Consider the following 17,745-nt stretch of genomic DNA (forward strand, 5'->3'; position numbering starts at 1 on the left):
CGATAAGTGAGGGAGTGGTGCGGTGCGTTCAGCTGCCTGATGATGCGGTCGCGCTGGCCAGCGCCCGCTTCGCCATGCGTCCAACCAGCACGGCCACTGCTGCGGTGGCGGCAAGTCCGAGGCCAAGCACCAGCCAGAATCCCGCACCCCGCGCCGGCGCCGCGCCACCGGTCGCGCCGAGCACGGTGCCGGCCACCGAGCCGGTGTACACATAGAGCAACGTGCCGGGAATCATGCCGAGCGACGCGACCAGGTAGTCCACTGCGCGCACCTGTGTCAGCCCGAGTGCGTAGTTCAGCAGGTTGAACGGGACGAGCGGCGAGAGGCGCAGCAGGAACACGATGCGACGGCCGTCGTCAGCCACGGCGCGATCGATGGCGGCGAATCGGGGATCGCGCTGCACCCGGGCGGCCACCCAGTCGCGTGCGATGTACCGCGCCACGAGGAAGGCCAGGAACGCACCGAGCGTGGCGCCGGTGAGGACCAGCAGTGTGCCCTGCACCACGCCGAAGAGTGCCCCCGCCGCGAAGGTGAGGATCGAGGCGGGCACGAATGCCACGCAGGCGGCGGCGTACACGGCCACGAAGACCGCCGGCGCCCACGCACCGAGCGACTCGACCTGCGCGGTGAGCTGCGGCAGTGAGCCGGCCAGCCTCCGGCCGAGCACCAGCAGCAGCGCAGTGATGCCGACGATCACGACGAGACGCACGATCCCGCCACTGCGGCTGGTGACTGCCGCGACGGCGGGATCGGGGGCGGGTCTGCCAGGCTGGTTCATCAGATGACGCTACGGCGTGAGGGGTGTGCCCGGATCCGCCGCGCGCCCGGAGACCGCGAACCGGTCAGGCCGTCTGGCCACCTGCCGTGAGCGGTTCACCGCTGTCGCCCAGGCCGAGCTCGTCGTGCAGCCTGAGCTTGGCCTCGGCGATCACGGCCCGGGTCCGGTCCTTGAGCGACGTGATGTCTGCCAGGGTAAGCCCCGTGGTCTCGATTGGTTCCAGCACGCGGCAGATGGCGCGGGTGCGCTGGAACTGGAAGGTGTGCTTCGCCATGGCGCGCCGCGTGCCGGCCACCGCGATCGGCAGGATCGGGGCGCCGTTCTCGATCGCGAGGCGGAAGGCCCCGTCCTTGAACGGCAGCAGCTCGCCGTCGGCGGTGCGGGTGCCCTCGGGGAAGATCATCACGCTGAGCTTCCGCTTCAGCTTGCCGGTGCAGCCGTTCATGGCCGATACGATGCTCTCCTTCCGGCCGCGCTTGATGGGGATGTCACCAGCCAGCCACATCATCCAGCCCAGGAACGGCACCTTGAAGAGCTGCTCCTTGCCGAGCCACTTCATCTCCCACGGCAGGAAGGAGATGAGGAAGATGTCGGCGTAACTCTCGTGGTTCGAGACCGCGACGTAGGGGCGTCGCGGGTCGGTGACGCGAAGGCCATCGGCGCGGAACGTCCACAGCGGGTTGAGCCGCACCGTCGTGACACCCACCAGCCGGAAGGTGCGGCCGGCGATGTAGCGGTCGCGGTCGAACGGCAGCGTGACCAGGAACACCGCGAGCACCACGAAGAACCCGAAGAAGATGGCCAGGACCAGCACCACCCAGTTCCAGGCGTTCAGCACTTTCTGGAGCACGGGTCAGCCGATGCTGGTGGCGCGGACGCAGGTGCCGTCGAAGCCGCTGGTCTTGTGTGCGCCGTCGCAGAACGGCTTGCGTGAGCTGGCGCCGCAGCGGCAGAGGAAGACGTTCTTGCCTTCGGGCAGCGGGATGATGGTGCCGTCGGCATCGGTGAGCGTCACCGAGGGCACATCGGCGGCGGCGATCATCAGCGGGCCGTTCGTGTTGACCTTGATCGTGATGGACATGCGGCGGGGCTGGAGGCGTACGGACGGCGGGAGGGGCGGCCGTGGTGGAGCGACGGTCAGGATAACGCCCCAGCGGGCCAGCCGTTACCCGGTGGGGCCGACCGTGACGGGGCGACCGGCGTCAGGTCGCGGCTGCGGCGGCGTGGCGCTTCAGGCGCTGGACCATCGCGTTCAGCCCCACCTCACGGCCAGCCAGCCCGATGTCGTGCATGAGCTGCCGCACGATGTCGCCCGGAATGGCGAGTGTGACGGCGGGGGGCTGGTCGTTCACGGCCTGGAACAGGATGGCCAGCACGGCCGCGACGGTGGGCGACTCGCGGACGTTCACGTCGGCGTAGAAGTGCAGCGTGCCGTCCCGGACCTCGGGGAAGAGGTCCACCCGGGTCTGGCACTCCGGCACCTGGAAGGCGGCGCGATCCAGCCCGGCAAGCCGTTCGGGCAGCGGTTCCAGCTTGCGGGCGTATGCCACCAGGCTGGCCATCTTCTCCTCGCGCCCCATCGCCCGGAAGCGCGTGAGCACCTTCTCCAGTGCCGGCGGGACGATCTCCATCTGCGTCATGCGGGGAAACCTAGCGGCCCCCCGCGATATTCCCGACATATGCATCTGGTCATCGTGACGTCGGGCTCCCGGGGCGACGTGCAGCCGTACCTGGCGCTGGCCGTCCGCGCCACCGCCGCCGGGCACCGCGTGACGCTCGCCACGCACGCGATGTTCGAGTCGATGGTGCAGGCCCGTGGCATCGCGTTCCGCCCGCTGCATGGCGACCCGGTGGCGATGCTGGCGAACCCGGGAGCGCGGGCCTGGCTGGCGACGGGCTCGATGGGCGGGCTGTGGCAGTTCGCGCGCGAGTTCGGGCGGGACTTCGGCGCGCTGTTCGAGGGGCTGCTGCACGACCTGGCGCTCGTCACCGCCGATGCCGACGTGGTGCTCTACAGCGCGGTCTGCATGGCGGCCGCGCAGCTGCACGAGATCCGCGGCACCACCGTGATGGCGGGATTCCTGCAGCCGCTCACGCCCACGCGTGAGTTCCCGGCCGCGGGACTGACCTACCGCGCGCCGGAGTCCACCTGGGACCGCCGCCGGAACCGGCTGTCACATGCCGTGGGTGAGCAGCTCCTCTGGCAGCCGGCGCGCCGCGCGGTGAACCGCTGGCGCCAGCGCACGCTCAGCGCGCCACCGGTGTCGCTGGCGGGACCATTCGCCGCGCAGCGATCGGCGTCGTACCCGGTCTGCTACGCCTACAGCCCGTCGGTGCTGCCGCAACCCGCCGACTGGCCCGAGTGGATCGCGCCGACGGGGTGGTGGTTCCTCGACGAGCCGGCATACACCCCGCCGGCGGCACTGGCCGCGTTCCTGGCGGCCGGCGACGCGCCGGTGTGCGTGGGCTTCGGCAGCATGTCGCCGCAGGATGGCGAGCGGCTGGCCCGCACGGTGCTGGAGGCGTGCGAGCGGGCGGAATGCCGCGTGGTGCTGCTGGAGGGATGGGGGTCGGTCGGTGGCCTGGCGATCCCGTCGTGGGCCCACGTGCAGCGCGAGGTGCCGCACGCCTGGCTGGTCCCGCGCTGCGCGGCGGTGGTGCACCACGGTGGCGCCGGCACCACCGGCGCCGGCGTGCGCAGCGGCGTGCCGTCGCTGGTGGTGCCGCTGGGTTTCGACCAGCAGTTCTGGGGCAGCCGCCTGCACGCCCTCGGTGTGTCCCCGCCACCCATCAAGCGTCGCGACCTCACCGTCGCCAACCTCGCTGCGGCGCTCCGCACCATGCGCACCGATGCCGCGATGCACTCCGCTGCGGCGTCACTCGGTGCCGCGGTGCAGGCGGAGGATGGCACTGGGCTCGCACTCGCGCGCATCGTCGCGCATGCGCGGAGCCGTGCGTAACGCGGGAGATCCTGAACTGCTTCAACGCAAAGACGCAAAGGGCGCCATGAGCACTACACCGATGCCAACCTCCGCGTCGCGCGGAGGTGCGGAAGTGCTTTGGGAACAGCAGCTGCGAAAGCAGTTCCCCAAGACAGCTTTGCTCCGAGACGCGAAGAGACCCGGCCGCGCGGCAGAACTCTTTGCGTCCTTTGCCCCCTTTGCGCCTTTGCGTCGGAGCCGTTCCAGCGATGCCTACGAGACGCCGAGCACCGTATGTCCGGCGGCCACGGCAGCGTCAGTGAGTGCCGCGACGAGCGCCGGACGGGCGGTGCCGAGTACCTGGGGGGACTCGAGCACGCTCTCGACCACGATGCGCGCGCGGCCGTCGACGACGGCGTTGAGCCTGGCCTTCGCCGACTGCACCCCGTCCACACTCCGCGCGGCTTCCTCGCACCGCGACGCCAGGGCCAGCAGCGCCGCGCCGGACTGGCCGTTGGCGGGGACGCCGACGGTCAGGGGCAGCATCCGCACGCGGGTGCGTGAGTTGTTGGTGAGCCGCGTGCGCATCACCTCGGCGTTCGCGATGCTCACTTCCTCGCCGCTGCCGAGGCGGAGGCGGGTGGTCTTGAGGCCCACGTTCTCGACCTTGCCCGTGATGTCACCCACGACGATCTCGTCGCCCACGGTGAAGGGCTTGTCGAAGGCGATGGCGAGGGCGGCGAGCAGGTCGCCGAGGATGTTCTGGACTGCGAGCGCGACCGCGATGCCCGTGATGCCGAGTCCCGTGACCAGCGCGGTGACATTCACGCCGAAGTTGTCGAGCGCGAGCACCATCACGATCACGAACACCGCGCCGCGGATCAGCACGCCGACGACCGCCAGCGAGGCGCGGCCGCTCTGCTGGCCGTTGGTGGAGCGCGACCAGTGGCCCAGCCAGAAGTCCACCGAGGCGTTCGCCCAGCGCAGGAGCTGCAGGCAGAACGCCGCCACCGCGAAGATGCGCAGCCAGGACGGCATCGCGTCGCCGGCCACGATCGCGTAGCCCGCGACCGCGATGCCCATCGCCAGCATATAGATGCGCGAGGTGCGCTGGGCGAGCAGCAGCAGCAGGTCGTCGGCCCACGTCTCCGTGCTGGCGGCGTTCCGCAGCCGCCGCACCAGCAGCTCGCGCAGGCCCCAGAGCACGGCCACCACCGCGGCGCCGATGCCGGCGCCAGTGAGCCACTGCAGGTACGAGATGCCGAGCACGGAATGGTCGCGCAGGTAGTTCATGGACATCCGGAGCGGAAGTTCTGTCGTATTGCCTCGCGGGAACCATCGCGCGGCCTCGTGGCTACAGGCGGTGTCGGCCCTGTCCCCAAACCTATCTTCCCCCTCATGCGATTCCCGTTCCCCGGCGTCCGTGCTGCAGCGCTGCTGGTGCCGGCGCTTGCGGCGTCCTCCGGCGTGTCGGCCCAGGGCCGGCCGGACACGCCGCCCGACAGCGCAGCCTGCGTGCGGCACCCCGCCGCGGCCGGCTGTCGCGGCACACGCGACTCCGCGGCGGCCCGACTCTCGGTGATCAGCGTGGTGGCCGACCGGCCGCGGAAGCTGCTCGACACCCGCACCGCCACCGTTGGCGGCACGGTGGAGCGGAAGGAACTGAACGCACTCCCGACCGATGCGCGTGATCCCATCTCGCTGGCCTACGCCCTGCCCAACGTGGCGCAGGCGACCGGCTTCTTCGGTGACGCACCGCGGCTGACCATCAACGGCAGCAACGCACTCTACACCTCGTACACCATCGACGGGCTGGAGAACAACGAGGGGTTCCTCGGCGGCACGCGCGTGGAGCTGCCGCTCTCGGCGCTGGAGCGGCTGAGCGTGGCCGCGAACACCTACGGCAGTGACATCGGCCGGAGCAGCAACGGCGTGGTGCAGTTCGAGACGCGGGCGGGCAAGGCCACATGGGGTGGCGAGGCCTTCGTGTACAACCGTCCTGGCGTCCCGTTCGATGCGCGGGCGAAGATCGTGCCCGGCGGTAACACCGATGCTGTCAACCGGGCGCAGGATGGCTTCCGGCGCACGCAGGCCGGTGTGGCCGGCGGCGGGCCGCTGGTGAAGGACCGCACGTTCGTCTTCGGTGCCGTGGAATACACCAACGAGAACGAGGACCGCATTGCCAGCACCACCAGCGTGCCGTTCGTGGGCCGCGAGCTGCGCCAGGTGTGGAAGGCGTTCGGGCGCCTCGACCAGGGCCTTGGCACTGCCGGCAGCCTCACCGCGCGCCTCGCGCTCACCAGCACCGATCGCGCGGGCCAGGGCAGCGGCATCGTGGCACCGGAGGCCGACACGCGCACGCAGCGCATCGGGTCCCTGGCCAGCGTCACGCACCGCGCCGCGCTGGCGGGCGGGCGCGCCAGCCAGGTGACCTCGCTGCAGCTCGGCACCTTCCGGTGGAACTTCCCACCCACCCGCAGCAGCTTCAGCATCCCGCAGGTCACAATCGTCGCCGCCGATCCCTCGCGACCCGGCAACACCATCACGCAGGCGGTGGTGGGGAGCAGCAACTTCGTCTTCGACGAGTCCGAGCGGCAGTTCCAGTTCCGCACCGAGCACCGTCGCGAGCTGGGCACGCGCCACACGCTCGGCATCGGAACCGACCTGGCGCGCAGCGCCTTCCGGCTCACGGGCTCGAACACGAACCCGATCGGCAGCTACACCGTGCTGAACGAGGGCAACATCACGCCGTCGGGCGGTGGGTTCTACCGCTTCGCCGACATCCCGCAGGACGTGACGGTGCTGCGCTACAGCATCGATGCGCGGCAGAAGCAGGTGAACCTCACGCAGCTGCTGGCCAGTGCGTGGGTGGAGCACCGCTGGCAGCCGTCGACGTCGGTGACCGTGAACACGGGCCTGCGCTGGGACTACGACGACCTGACCTCGCGCGGCGAGAGCACGCCGGACCTGGACAACGTGCAGCCGCGCGCCTCGGTGAACTGGACGCCCACCGACCGTGCCGTGCTCCGCGCCGGTGCCGGCCGCTACACGGGCAGGTTCCCGTACGCCATCTACTCCGACGCCGTGCAGTTCGGGGCCGAGGGCAACGCCACCATCACGCTCGATGGCGCCGCCGCACCCGCGTTCCTGCGCGGCCCCAGCGGGCCGACGCTCGCCTCGCAGGTGAGCACCTTCCCCCCGCGCGAGATCCGTCGCCTCTTCGCCCTCGGCCTCGAGCAGCCCTACAGCGACCAGCTCAGCCTCGGGTTCCAGTACCAGTTCACGACCGCACTCGGCGTGACCCTCGACGCCGTCGCGACGCAGACGAACAACCTGCCGCTGTCGTACGACCTGAATGCCAACACGCGTGGCATCGGACCCGCCGACGTGACGACGGTGCCGGTGTCGGTGGGTGACGCGTTCCGCCCGGTGGCGCCGGTCACGGGGAGCTACCGCCGCCTCACGACGTCGGCGTCGCTGGGCGAGGCGAACTACCTCGGCCTCACCACCGCGCTCCGCTGGCAGCCCGAACGCACCATCCTCCTCGATGCGACGTACACCGTGAGCCGGGCACGGAACAACACCGAGGACATCAACTTCAACGCCACGCAGGGCAACGACTTCGAGGCGGAGTGGGCGGACGCGGTGAACGACCGTCGCCACAAGCTGTCGGTGCGCGCGGTGTACACCGGCGTGCGGCACCTGTCGCTGAGCACCGTGTTCGACGTGCAGTCGGGCACGCCGATCAACCGCATCGCCGGATTCTGCGGCGCCGCCTACTGCGACCTCGACGGCTCGGGCGACACCTTCGGCAACGGGTTCCTCGGCAACCAGGATCGCTTCTTCGGCGTGCCGCGCAACGGTGAGCGGCTGCCGGCGGCCACGCTGGTGAACCTCGGCGCCGGCTACACGGTCCGCCGCATCGAGCTGCGGGCGGATGTGTTCAACGCCCTCAACACCCGCAACGTGAGCGGCTATGCCAACGGTCTGCCCGGCGGTGGCGCGCGCACCCAGGTCGGCCGCCCGGGCGAATCGATCGTCTACCCGAGTGCGGCACCGGCGCGGCAGGTGCAGTTCTCGGCGCACTATAGCTTCTAGGGCATGCGCATTCCGGTCGTCCGCACGCTGCTGAGCACGACGCTGGCCCTCGGTGCGCTCATTGCGTGCGCGACGCCGGCGCCGCCAGCGAACGCCGCCACCCTGGCCGCGATGCCGTGGGACAGCGTGCTGGCGCGGGCCCGCGGGCAGGCCGTGGTGTGGCGCATGTGGCGCGGGGATCCGTCGATCAACGCGTTCATCGACGGCTGGGTCGCCCCCCGTGTGCTGGAGCGCTACGGCGTGACGCTGCGCGCCGTGAACGGGCAGGGGAACGAGCTGGTGGACCAGCTCACGGTGGAGCAGGAGGCAGGGGCGAAGGACGGCACTGCCAGCCTGCTGTGGATCAACGGCGAGACGTTCGGCGCGCTGCGCCAGCGCGGGCTGCTGGCGGGGCCGTGGAGTCATGTGCTGCCATCGGCGGCGATGGTGGACAGCGCATCGCCGATCATCACCCGCGACTTCGAGCAGGACCCCGCCGGCTACGAGTCGCCGTGGGGCACCGTGCAGCAGGCGCTGATCTACGACGCCACTCGCACCCCCAACCCGCCCCGCAGCCTCGCCGAGCTGTCGCAGTGGGCACGCGCGCACCCCGGGCGGTTCACGTACGACCAGAGCTTCGCCGGGATGACGCTGCTCAAGGGGTGGTTCTACGCACTCAACGGCGGCGTGGCCACGTACCAGGGGCGCTTCGACTCCACGAAGTATGGCGCGGGCCGTGACCGCCTGTTCGCGTTCCTCGACTCGCTGAAGCCGTTCCTCTGGCGCCAGGGCACGCAGTATCCCGCCGACGTGGCCGCGATGCACCGGCTGTTCGCGAACGGCGAGATCGACTTCAGCCTCTCGAACAACCAGAACGAGGCGGTGACCAAGGCGCTGCAGGGCATCATCCCGGCCACCAGCCGCGCCCTCGTGTTGCGCGACGGCACCATCGCCAACGCGCACTACCTCGGCATTCCCTTCAACGCCCCGAGTGCTGCGGGGGCGATGGTGGTGGCGAACTTCCTGCTGTCACCCGAGGCGCAGCTGGAGAAGCAGCGGCCGCAGGTGTGGGCGGATGGCACGGTGCTGCGGATCGCGACGCTGCCGGCTGAGTGGCGGGCGCGGTTCGACTCGGTGGTGAACGACCCGCGCCTCGTGCCCGCCGACACGCTGCGCCTGTACGCCCGCCCCGAGGTGTCGCCGCGGTACCACGAGCGGCTGCAGGCCGACTGGCGCCGGATGATCCGCTGAGCGGCGTGACCCGGGCCACGTTGCGCCGGCGCGGCGTGGTGGCCACTCTCCGACCGTGAACGCCGCACACACCTCCGCACGCGCCCGGCTCCTGCCGCTGCTGATGGCCGGCACGCTGCTGGGCGTGCCGATCGCCGTGGGCGTGGGGTACCTCGTGGCAGGAGCGCTGGGTGTCGTGGGCAATGCCACACCCGGTGCGATGGGGCGGGTGCTGGCGGACGGTGCCGTGCTGCGATCGGCGCTGCTCTCGCTCTGGATCGCGGTGGTGGGCACTGCGTTGGCGACGGTGGGTGCGCTGTGCGTCGCGCTGCTCTTCGATGGCAACCGCATCGTCGATCGCATCGCGAAGCGCGTCGCCGTGCTGCCGCTGCCGGTGCCCACGGTGGCGGCCGCGGTGGCGGTACTGCTGCTGCTCTCGCAGGCGGGGTGGCTCTCGCGTGTCGCGACGCGGCTGCACCTCGTCGCGGGGCCGGCGGGCTTTCCGGCGCTGGTCTACGACCCGTTCGCCATCGGCGTGATCACCGCCGTGGTCTGGAAGGAGATGCCGTTCCTGCTGCTGCTGGCGCTGTCGCTGCAGTCGTTGCGCGGCCGCGCCCTCACCGATGCCGCACGCACGCTGGGCGCGTCGCGCTGGCAGGCCGTGCGACGTGTGACGCTGCCGGTGCTGGTCTGCGGGATGTCGCCCAGCATCGTGGCCGTGTTCGTCTTCGTGCTTGGCTCGCTGGAGCTGCCGATGGTGCTGGCGCCCAGTTCACCGCAGGCGCTGCCGATGCTGATCCAGGAGCGGCGGCAGGCGCTGGATGCGGCGTCGCACGGCGAGGCGTACGTGATCGCGCTGCTGGCGACAGTGCTGGCGCTGCTGGCGGCCGTGGCGCACGAACGGCTGCGGGATGATGCCGCATGAGTGCCCGCACGTCGCTGGTGCGCACACTGTCACTCGTCGCGCTTCTGCTGTTCGTGACGGCGCCGCTGCTGCTGCTGGTCGTGACGTCGCTGGCGCGCGGGTGGTTTGCGCCGGCGTTGCTGCCGGATCACATCGATGGCAGCGCGTGGCGCGACCTCGTCACCGACGCCGCACGACGCGAGGCGCTGGTGAACAGTCTCGTGCTCGGCATCATGACGGCGATCGTGGCCACGGCACTCGCACTGCCGCTGGGTCGCGCGGCGGCGCGCAGCACGCGTGCGGTGCGACGCAGCGTGGCGCTGCTCGCCTTCGCCGCCGTCGCGCTGCCGCCGGTGGCACTGGGCGTGGGGCTGCAGCTCACCGTACTCACGCTCGGGCTCGGCGGCACGCTCGCCGGTGTGTTCCTCGCGCACCTCGTTCCCACGCTTGGCTATCTCACGCTGGTGTTCCTGGGCGTCTTCGCGCAGTGGGATGGGCGGATGGACGAGGCGGCGGCCACGCTTGGCGCGGACGTGCGCACCCGGTGGCGGCTGGTGCTGCTGCCGCTGTTGCGTCGCCCGATCGCCGATGCACTGGCGCTCGGCTTCCTGGTGAGCTGGGCGCAGGTGGCGCTGACGCTGCTGGTGGGTGGCGGGGCGGTGCGCACGCTGCCGCTGGATGTGCTGGCGATGCTGCAGAGTGGGCAGGACCAGCGCGCGGCGGCGGGGGCGCTGGCGCTGGCGATGCCGGCGCTGCTGGTGCTTGGCCTCTCGCGCGCGGCGGCACGCAACACCGCGGCGGTGGCCGCGTGACGGCGGCGCTGGAGGTGCGCGACCTGTGGGTGTTGTTCGGCGGTGACGAGCGCCCCGGTGCGACGGAGCGACGGAACTTCACGGCGGATGGCCCGATGCCCCCCGTGCCGGACGGCTATCGCGTCGGGCTGGCCGGCGTGGAGCTCGCGGTGCAGCCGGGTGAGTGTCTGGCCGTGCTCGGCGGCTCCGGCGCCGGCAAGTCGTCGCTGCTGCGCACGATTGCGGGATTGCAGCCGGCGGCGCGCGGGTCGATCCGTGTCGGCGCGCGGGAAATCAGTGCACTGTCACCGGATTTGCGGGGCGTCGTGTACCTGCACCAGGAGCCGGTGCTGTTTCCACACCTGTCGGTGCTGGCGAACGTGATGTTCCCGATGCTGATCCGGGGTGTGGCCAGGCTCGACGCCGAGCGCCGGGCGGTGGGGATGCTGGATCGGCTGCGGGTGCTGGGCGTGATGGGGAACGCGCCCGATGCCCTCAGCGGCGGACAGCGGCACCGGGTGGCGCTGGCGCGCGCCCTGTGTGCCGATCCGGCTGTCTTGCTGCTGGACGAGCCGCTGTCGTCGCTGGATCCCTCGGTACGGCGCGAGGTGCGCGCGGCGTTGCTCACGGCGCGGGAGGCGAGCGGGGCAGCGGTGATCCTCGTGACGCACGACCTGGACGACGCGATGGCCGTCGGCACGCACATCGCCGCCATTGACGAATGGCACAGACTCACCGCGCCGCTGGTGCCGGCCGTGCTGCTCGATGCGCCGCCATCGCTGCACGTGGCGCAGCTGCTCGGGGTGTACGCCGAGCTGCCGGGGGTGGTGGTGCCGTCGGAGTCGGGGGCACGATTCGAGTGGATCGGCGGTTCCGTGGCGGTGCCAGCGTGCGCGGCAGGTGCTGCGACGGCGTGCCTCCGCGCACACGACGTGGACGTGTTGCCGATGGACGCTGGTGACGAGCGGCATGCAGTGCGCGTGCTCGAGCGCCGCGACATGGCACACGAGTCGCAGCTGATCGTGGGCGTGGATGACGAACCCGGGTCCTCGACGCCGGTCACGCTCCGGGTACCGATGGTGACCGTGGCGCGGCCTGGTGATCGCGTACGCGTGCTGCTCCGCAGCCCGCGCGTCTTCCCGAGGGGCGGCTGACCGATGTTCGATCACCTGCTCCGCGGCCTGAAGGACCGCCTGCTGGCGCCGCTGGCCACCCTGTTGCGCGGTGTGCCGCCGAACCTGTTGTCTGTGCTGGCGCTGGTGGTGGGGTTGGCGGCGGCCTGGGCGGCGTTGCGTGCGGCGTGGGGTGCCGGCCTGGTGCTCTGGCTGGTGAACCGCGTGTTGGACGGACTGGACGGCACCGTGGCCCGGCTGGCGGGCCGGCAGACCGACTTCGGCGGCTACGTCGACATCATGCTGGACTTCGTGGTCTACGCCGCCGTGCCGCTGGGACTGGCCCTCGGCGCCGGCGGCGGTGACGTGCTGCTGGCCGCGGCGGTGCTGGAGGCGGCCTTCTTCGTGAACGCAGCGAGCTGGATGTACCTCTCGGCCGTGCTGGAGAAGCGCGCATCCGGTGCGGCGTCCACCGGCGAACTCACCACGGTGACCATGCCGCCGGCCCTCGTGGCCGGGTTCGAAACCGTGGTGTTCTTCGCGCTGTTCTTCCTGATGCCCCACCGGCTGGTGCTCCTGTTCGGCCTCATGGCCGGCCTGGTGGGCGTGAACATCGTCCAGCGGCTCCTCTGGGCGCGCCGGGTGTTGTAGCCTTGGGACCGCGTGGCGGTTGCCGCACGGTCCGGTCATGAATCCCTCGTCACGTCGCCTCTCATGCTGATCCGCCGCAACCGCATCGACCCGCCATCGTCCGAGATCACGCCGGAAGCCGATTATCTCGATCGCCGGGCCTTCCTCGGGATGGTGGGCGGGATGGGCGCCATCACGGCCACCGGTGCGCTGACCGAGGCGGTGCTCGGCGCGTTCAATCCTGCCGGTGCGCAGCAGGGGGAGGCGGTGACCGACGAGGACAAGGTCACCAGCTACAACAACTACTACGAGTTCGGGACCGACAAGGAGGATCCGAAGGCGAACTCGCAGCAGTTCCGTGCCCGTCCGTGGTCGGTGAAGATCGAGGGGATGGCGCGGAAGACCGGCGACATGCCGCTCGACAGCTTCCTCGCGCCAAGCCGCGTGGAGGATCGCACCTATCGCTTCCGCTGCGTGGAGGCGTGGAGCGCGGTGATCCCGTGGCGCGGCATCCCGCTGGCCGACGTGATCCGCCGCGCCGAGCCACTGCCGTCGGCGCGGTACGTGGAGATGACGACGCTGTACGATCCCGCGCGGATGCCCGGGCAGCGGCGCGCCACCATCGCGTGGCCGTACCTCGAGGGGTTGCGGCTGGACGAGGCGATGCACCCGCTGGCATTCCTGGCCACGGGGATGTACGGCAAGACGCTGCCGAACCAGAACGGTGCCCCGCTGCGGCTGGTGGTGCCGTGGAAGTACGGCTTCAAGAACATCAAGGCGATCGTGAAGCTGAAGTTCACCGACGTGCAGCCCACCAGCACCTGGATGCGTGCGGCGTCGGACGAGTATGGCTTCTACGCCAACGTGAACCCGACGGTGGATCACCCGCGCTGGAGCCAGGCGCGCGAGCGGAAGCTCGGCGACATCCTCCGCCGTCCGACGCTGATGTTCAACGGCTATGCGGAGCAGGTGGCGTCGCTGTACAGCGGGATGGACCTCCGTCGCAATTTCTGAGCGTGCGGGCGTGAGCACCGGCGGCGGGGCCGTTCCGCGCGCGCGGCCGCGCGGGCCGCGCGTGGCGCGCGCACTCAAGCCGCTGGTGTTCCTGGTGCTGCTGTCACCGGCCCTCTGGCTCACGTACGCGCTGCTCACCGACCGTCTCGAGGGCGACGTGGTGAAGCTCCTCGAGGTCGGCACCGGCACGGTGGCGCTGCGCTGCCTGGCGGCAACGCTCGCCATCACGCCGCTGCGGCAGCTCACCGGCTGGGCGTGGCTGTCGACCTACCGCCGCATGCTGGGGCTCTTCGTGTTCTTCTACGCGACGGTGCACATGGCGGTGTACTTCGGCCTGGACCTGGAGCTGCGGTTCGCCGAGATATGGACGAGCATCGTGAAGCGGCCGTACATCACGGTGGGGATGGTGAGCTGGCTGATTCTGGTGCCGCTGGCGATCACCTCGCCGGCCGCGGTCTCGAAGTGGATGGGTGGCGTGCCGTGGCGGCGGCTGCATCGCCTCACGTACGTCGTGGCCGTGACCGCCACCACGCACTACCTGTGGGCGGTGAAGAAGGACACGCTGTGGCCGGTGCTGTATTTCGTGCTCTTCGGCGCCCTGCTGGGCTTCCGGGTGGTGCGGGCGCGCCAGCGTGTCGCGAGGCCGGCTCCCGCATCCTGAGGCGGGCTGGGCGGCAGCGGTGCTGCGTCCGCGCACGGAATCGGTGTGGCGTGTGCACGGCACCACGCGCGCACGCCACAGACGCTCCAGCCCGCTATCAAACGACATTCTCATCCGTTGAGAGTGAGACGTTCCGCCGGAACGGGCGTTTCTCCTGCTGTGCGGCAGCCGGGGCTCGCGTCGCGCCGACGCGGCGCGCGGCCGGGCCTGCCAGCAGCGCGCGGGGCACGGGTGATGCGTGCGTCAATGCGCCGCGCCCCGGGTGTGGACGCGCGACGTTACGGCAGTGGTCGGTGGCGGGAAGGCGTCCTCCGGACGAATTCGCCGCGACCGTTGGTTCGGCGGTCCCGTGAACGAGGATGGCGCGAATGCCCGAGGAGCGCGTGGAGTCGCACGAGGCGGCGGGACCGCAGACCCTCTCCGCGACCAGCGTGGTGCTGGTGGTGGGAGTGCGCCTGTATCGCGAGGGGCTGGCGGTGGAACTGGGCCGCGATCCACGCCTGGACGTGGTGGGACAGTGCGGCACGCCGGCCGAGGCGCTGGCCATCGTCGGTGCGACCCCGCCGGACGTGATCCTGGTGGACATCCGCACGCCACAGGCGTTCACGCTCCTGCGGCTGCTGCGTGAGCAATCCGCGCCGGTGCGCGTGGTCGCCTTCGCGGTGGCCGAGGACGAGGACGACATCGAGCGGTGCGCCGAGGCGGGTGTGGCGGGGTTCGTGACACAGGATGTCTCGATCGACGACATCGCGAACGCCGTGATCGCCGCCCGCTGCGGGGAACTGAACTGCTCCCCGCGCAGCGCCGCGCTGCTGCTGCGGCGACTCGCAACGCTGGCGTCGAGGGTGTCGGCGTCGCGCGCCCCGGGGGATGTGCTGTCGCAGCTCACGGCGCGTGAGCGCGAGATCCTCGCGTTGCTGGCGACGGGGTGCTCGAACAAGGCTATCGCCGGCGAGCTGCACATCGAGACGACGACCGTCAAGAACCACGTGCACCGGATCCTCGAGAAGATCGGTGCGCGCACCCGCATCGAGGCCGCGGCCCGCGTGCGCGGGATGGAGCGGCTGCCGCACCTGAACCGGCGGGTGAGCGACCGGTAGCGAAGGACGACGCAGCAGCGCTTCCACGGCGGCGGACCCCCGGGTCCGCCGCCGTTTCGTTGCGCCATGCGTCCGGAGGTACAGTCCCGGATCCGGATCCGATGGTCCGGGTCGCGGACCGGGGTCGCGCTCCCGGATCGCGGTGGGCCCGAAATGGGATCGTGCGCTTCATGGGCAGGCGCCGCGGGCACGGGCAGTGTGTGGCATGTCCATCACCTGCCGCTCGTGACACGGAAACGGATCGCCATGGTTGCGCTCCCCGCACTCATGGAAGACCTCGTCCGCCGCGCCTGCGCGTCCGATGCCTCGGTGGAGGTCATCGAGCCGTCGGTGGCCACGGTGGACGAGTTCCTGCGGCAGCCGGCCCTGTGCGACGTGGACGTGATCATCACCGCCGGCACCCGCGCCGCGGCGCGCCGGACGCCGCGTGCGCTCCTGCTGGGCCGGCCCACGGCCCGCGTGCTGCTGATCGAGCAGGACGCGGGCGAAGGGGTGCTCGTCGAGCTGCGCCCGGCGCGCACCACACTCGGCTTGGTGAGCCCGCCGGAACTGCTCCGGGCCATCGCCGGTGACGAGGCGCACCGCAGTGCGTGGCGCGCGCTCGATGCGTCCCAGGCGGCGGGCTGAGATGCACACCGCGCTCCGGGCCACCAGCCGCACGCTGCAGGCGTACTTCCAGCGCGGCATCAACGCCGATCCGGACCTGCAGCTGCTCTTCGACGCGCTGCTGGGCGGCACCATGACCATCTCGCTCAACACGCCGCAGGAGATGCGGACGCACAACCTGCAGGGTCTCTCGCTCTGGCTCTATCGCGTGGAGCGCGACGACCAGCGCCTGAACGCCCCGCCCACGCGGCCCACGCCGGGCCAGCTCCTGCGCGCGCCGCTGCCGATGCGGCTGCACTACCTCGTCACGCCCTTCGTCGCCATCGACCCGGCCAACCCGCAGTCGAGCCCCGCCCGCGAGCAGGAGCTGCTGGGCAAGGTGCTGCAGCTCGTCCACCAGGCACCGATCATCCGCGGCGCCGACCTGGCCGACACGCTCACCGGTGGCGAAGGCCAGCTCGCGGTGCGCCTCGAGACCCTCTCGCTGGAGGAGATCACGCGGGTCTGGGCGGCGCTGCAGGCACCCTACCAACTCTCGGCGTCGTTCGAGGTGACCCTCGCGCTGATCATGCCGCAGTCCGAGCCGGTGCTGGCGTCGCCGGTGCAGGTGGTGCAGACGGAGTACGTGGTGATGGTCGGGGCCAACGCACCGTGAGCGCCGAGACCCGCTACAGCGTCACGGTCGGCGGCCGCGTGCAGCTCGTCGCGCCGGATGACCCGATTCCCGGCGGGATGCGCACCGGGGCGCTGGTGCGCGCCAGGCTGCTGGACGAGCTGACGCTGCAGCCGGTCACGGCACCGGTGGTGATCACGCCCTTCGGCGCCGCGTTCGACTCGCCGCAGGCCCGTGCGTCGGTGAACCCGCGCGCCGCCACGGGCGGACTGGTGGGCCTCGTCGGCACGGCGTCACGCGCCTTCCCGTCACTCGACGTGGTGGCCTACGACGTCGGCCTGCGCGTCGCGACCGACGGCTACCTGCCGGTGGCCGTCTCGCAGCCGCTCGGCCCGCAGCCGCTCTTCCCGCAGCAGTTCACCGCCGCGGTGCTGCCCGACCTGCTGCTGCACCGGGCACCGGTGATCCTCACCGGCCGCACGGTGCTGCAGGGCATCGGCACCACGACCGCCCTGCCCGGCGCCGTGGTGCAGGTGACGGGGCTCTGGCGCGTGGCGCCGACGGTGGTGCTGGCGCCGCCCGCATCGCCGCCGGACCTGGTTGCCATCCACCCGCCGCTCTACGCGGTGGCACCCGCCGCCACGACGGTGATCCGCATGGTCACGCCGGCGCCGGATCTCGCGAACCCCAAGCGCCTGGTGCGCGCGGTGGCAGCGGGTGCGCGCGAGGTGGTGCTCTCGAACCGGGTGGCGATCGCCGCCGGCCAGGTGCTCGAGGTGAACGCCGCCGACGTCACGCGCGCGGAGTCGGTTGTGGTCGCGTCAGTGGTGGGAGCGGTGTCGCCGGCGGGTGAGGCGGTGGTCACGCTCGAACATCCGCTGGCGAACGGCCATCCCGCAGGCGCCGTCGCGCGCCGCGTCGACCTGCTTGCCCCGGGCCCGAACGAGACGCTGGCCATGGATGCGATCGGTGGCGACGTGACGCTGCTCGTCACCACCGCCGCGGCGTTCGCGGCCGGCACCGTGGAGATCACGGCGGGCGCCGGCGTGCCGCAATACCACCGGGTGTCGCGCTACGCCGTCACCAGCGACGCGGACGGCTACTGGGCGCTGCCGCCGCTCTCGCGGGTGGCGGTGGTGGAAGTCCGGGCCACGCACGGCGCGCATCCCACCGTCACGCGCCTCGTCGCGCCGGAATACCCGCGGCGCGAGCAACGCGCCGACTTCGTGTTCAGCTAGCCCGCACCACCCGCACCGCCCACGCACGACCCGCACGCGCCGTTGCACACATCGCCGCCAGTCTCCCGCA

At 71.3% G+C, this 17,745-nt stretch carries 18 protein-coding genes; 13 read left to right on the plus strand and 5 right to left on the minus strand.

Annotated features, from left to right (window positions below; all coding sequences use genetic code 11):
• Positions 1-28: 28 nt before the first annotated feature.
• From IT355_05965 to IT355_05980, 4 genes are all read right to left on the minus strand, one after another.
• Positions 29-778: a TVP38/TMEM64 family protein gene (locus IT355_05965; GenBank protein ID MCC7052794.1), complete on the minus strand. Its 750-nt coding sequence runs from the start codon at positions 776-778 to the stop codon at positions 29-31.
• 64 nt (positions 779-842) lie between these two features.
• Positions 843-1,628 (minus strand): 1-acyl-sn-glycerol-3-phosphate acyltransferase, encoded by a 786-nt coding sequence (locus IT355_05970; GenBank protein ID MCC7052795.1) that lies wholly within the window; start codon positions 1,626-1,628, stop codon positions 843-845.
• A 3-nt stretch (positions 1,629-1,631) separates the two neighbouring features.
• Positions 1,632-1,859, minus strand: a complete 228-nt coding sequence (locus IT355_05975) for a CDGSH iron-sulfur domain-containing protein (protein ID MCC7052796.1) — start codon at positions 1,857-1,859, stop codon at positions 1,632-1,634.
• A 121-nt stretch (positions 1,860-1,980) separates the two neighbouring features.
• Positions 1,981-2,418, minus strand: a complete 438-nt coding sequence (locus IT355_05980) for a SufE family protein (protein ID MCC7052797.1) — start codon at positions 2,416-2,418, stop codon at positions 1,981-1,983.
• Positions 2,419-2,457: 39 nt separating this feature from the next.
• On the opposite strand from IT355_05980, the gene IT355_05985 reads away from it, so the two are divergent.
• A complete protein-coding gene (locus IT355_05985) occupies positions 2,458-3,738 on the plus strand; it encodes a glycosyltransferase family 1 protein (protein ID MCC7052798.1) in 1,281 nt (426 codons plus the stop codon).
• Positions 3,739-3,972: 234 nt separating this feature from the next.
• Here IT355_05985 and IT355_05990 read toward each other — a convergent pair whose 3' ends face one another.
• The gene (locus IT355_05990; GenBank protein ID MCC7052799.1) at positions 3,973-4,992 is read right to left on the minus strand and encodes a mechanosensitive ion channel; all 1,020 of its coding nucleotides are present in this window, start codon (positions 4,990-4,992) and stop codon (positions 3,973-3,975) included.
• Positions 4,993-5,097: 105 nt separating this feature from the next.
• On the opposite strand from IT355_05990, the gene IT355_05995 reads away from it, so the two are divergent.
• The 12 genes from IT355_05995 (at position 5,098) to IT355_06050 (ending at position 17,675) form a co-directional block, all read left to right on the plus strand.
• Positions 5,098-7,797: a hypothetical protein gene (locus tag IT355_05995; GenBank protein ID MCC7052800.1), complete on the plus strand. Its 2,700-nt coding sequence runs from the start codon at positions 5,098-5,100 to the stop codon at positions 7,795-7,797.
• Positions 7,798-7,800: 3 nt separating this feature from the next.
• A complete protein-coding gene (locus IT355_06000; GenBank protein ID MCC7052801.1) occupies positions 7,801-9,027 on the plus strand; it encodes an ABC transporter substrate-binding protein in 1,227 nt (408 codons plus the stop codon).
• 55 nt (positions 9,028-9,082) lie between these two features.
• Positions 9,083-9,931 (plus strand): ABC transporter permease subunit, encoded by an 849-nt coding sequence (locus IT355_06005; protein ID MCC7052802.1) that lies wholly within the window; start codon positions 9,083-9,085, stop codon positions 9,929-9,931.
• Positions 9,928-10,722: an ABC transporter permease subunit gene (locus tag IT355_06010; protein MCC7052803.1), complete on the plus strand. Its 795-nt coding sequence runs from the start codon at positions 9,928-9,930 to the stop codon at positions 10,720-10,722. The genes IT355_06005 and IT355_06010 overlap by 4 nt, the downstream gene beginning before the upstream one ends.
• A complete protein-coding gene (locus tag IT355_06015; GenBank protein ID MCC7052804.1) occupies positions 10,719-11,855 on the plus strand; it encodes an ABC transporter ATP-binding protein in 1,137 nt (378 codons plus the stop codon). Before IT355_06010 ends, IT355_06015 begins: the two co-directional genes overlap by 4 nt.
• 3 nt (positions 11,856-11,858) lie before the next feature.
• On the plus strand, positions 11,859-12,464 hold the full coding sequence (locus IT355_06020) for a CDP-alcohol phosphatidyltransferase family protein (GenBank protein ID MCC7052805.1): 606 nt from the start codon (positions 11,859-11,861) through the stop codon (positions 12,462-12,464).
• A 63-nt stretch (positions 12,465-12,527) separates the two neighbouring features.
• Positions 12,528-13,457, plus strand: a complete 930-nt coding sequence (gene msrP, locus IT355_06025; protein ID MCC7052806.1) for a protein-methionine-sulfoxide reductase catalytic subunit MsrP — start codon at positions 12,528-12,530, stop codon at positions 13,455-13,457.
• Between the two features lie 10 nt (positions 13,458-13,467).
• Positions 13,468-14,118 (plus strand): sulfoxide reductase heme-binding subunit YedZ, encoded by a 651-nt coding sequence (locus tag IT355_06030; protein ID MCC7052807.1) that lies wholly within the window; start codon positions 13,468-13,470, stop codon positions 14,116-14,118.
• A gap of 368 nt (positions 14,119-14,486) precedes the next feature.
• Positions 14,487-15,218 carry a response regulator transcription factor gene (locus tag IT355_06035; protein ID MCC7052808.1) on the plus strand — a complete coding sequence of 244 codons (732 nt, stop codon included), beginning with the start codon at positions 14,487-14,489 and terminating at the stop codon, positions 15,216-15,218.
• Between the two features lie 246 nt (positions 15,219-15,464).
• Positions 15,465-15,845: a hypothetical protein gene (locus IT355_06040; protein MCC7052809.1), complete on the plus strand. Its 381-nt coding sequence runs from the start codon at positions 15,465-15,467 to the stop codon at positions 15,843-15,845.
• 1 nt (position 15,846) lies between these two features.
• Positions 15,847-16,479, plus strand: coding sequence for a DUF4255 domain-containing protein (locus IT355_06045; GenBank protein ID MCC7052810.1), 633 nt, complete (start codon positions 15,847-15,849; stop codon positions 16,477-16,479).
• Complete coding sequence (locus tag IT355_06050; GenBank protein MCC7052811.1) at positions 16,476-17,675, plus strand: hypothetical protein; 1,200 nt, start codon at positions 16,476-16,478, stop codon at positions 17,673-17,675. The genes IT355_06045 and IT355_06050 overlap by 4 nt, the downstream gene beginning before the upstream one ends.
• Positions 17,676-17,745: the final 70 nt, after the last annotated feature.

It is taken from the genome of Gemmatimonadaceae bacterium (genome assembly GCA_020851035.1).
Lineage (GTDB): Bacteria > Gemmatimonadota > Gemmatimonadetes > Gemmatimonadales > Gemmatimonadaceae > JACMLX01.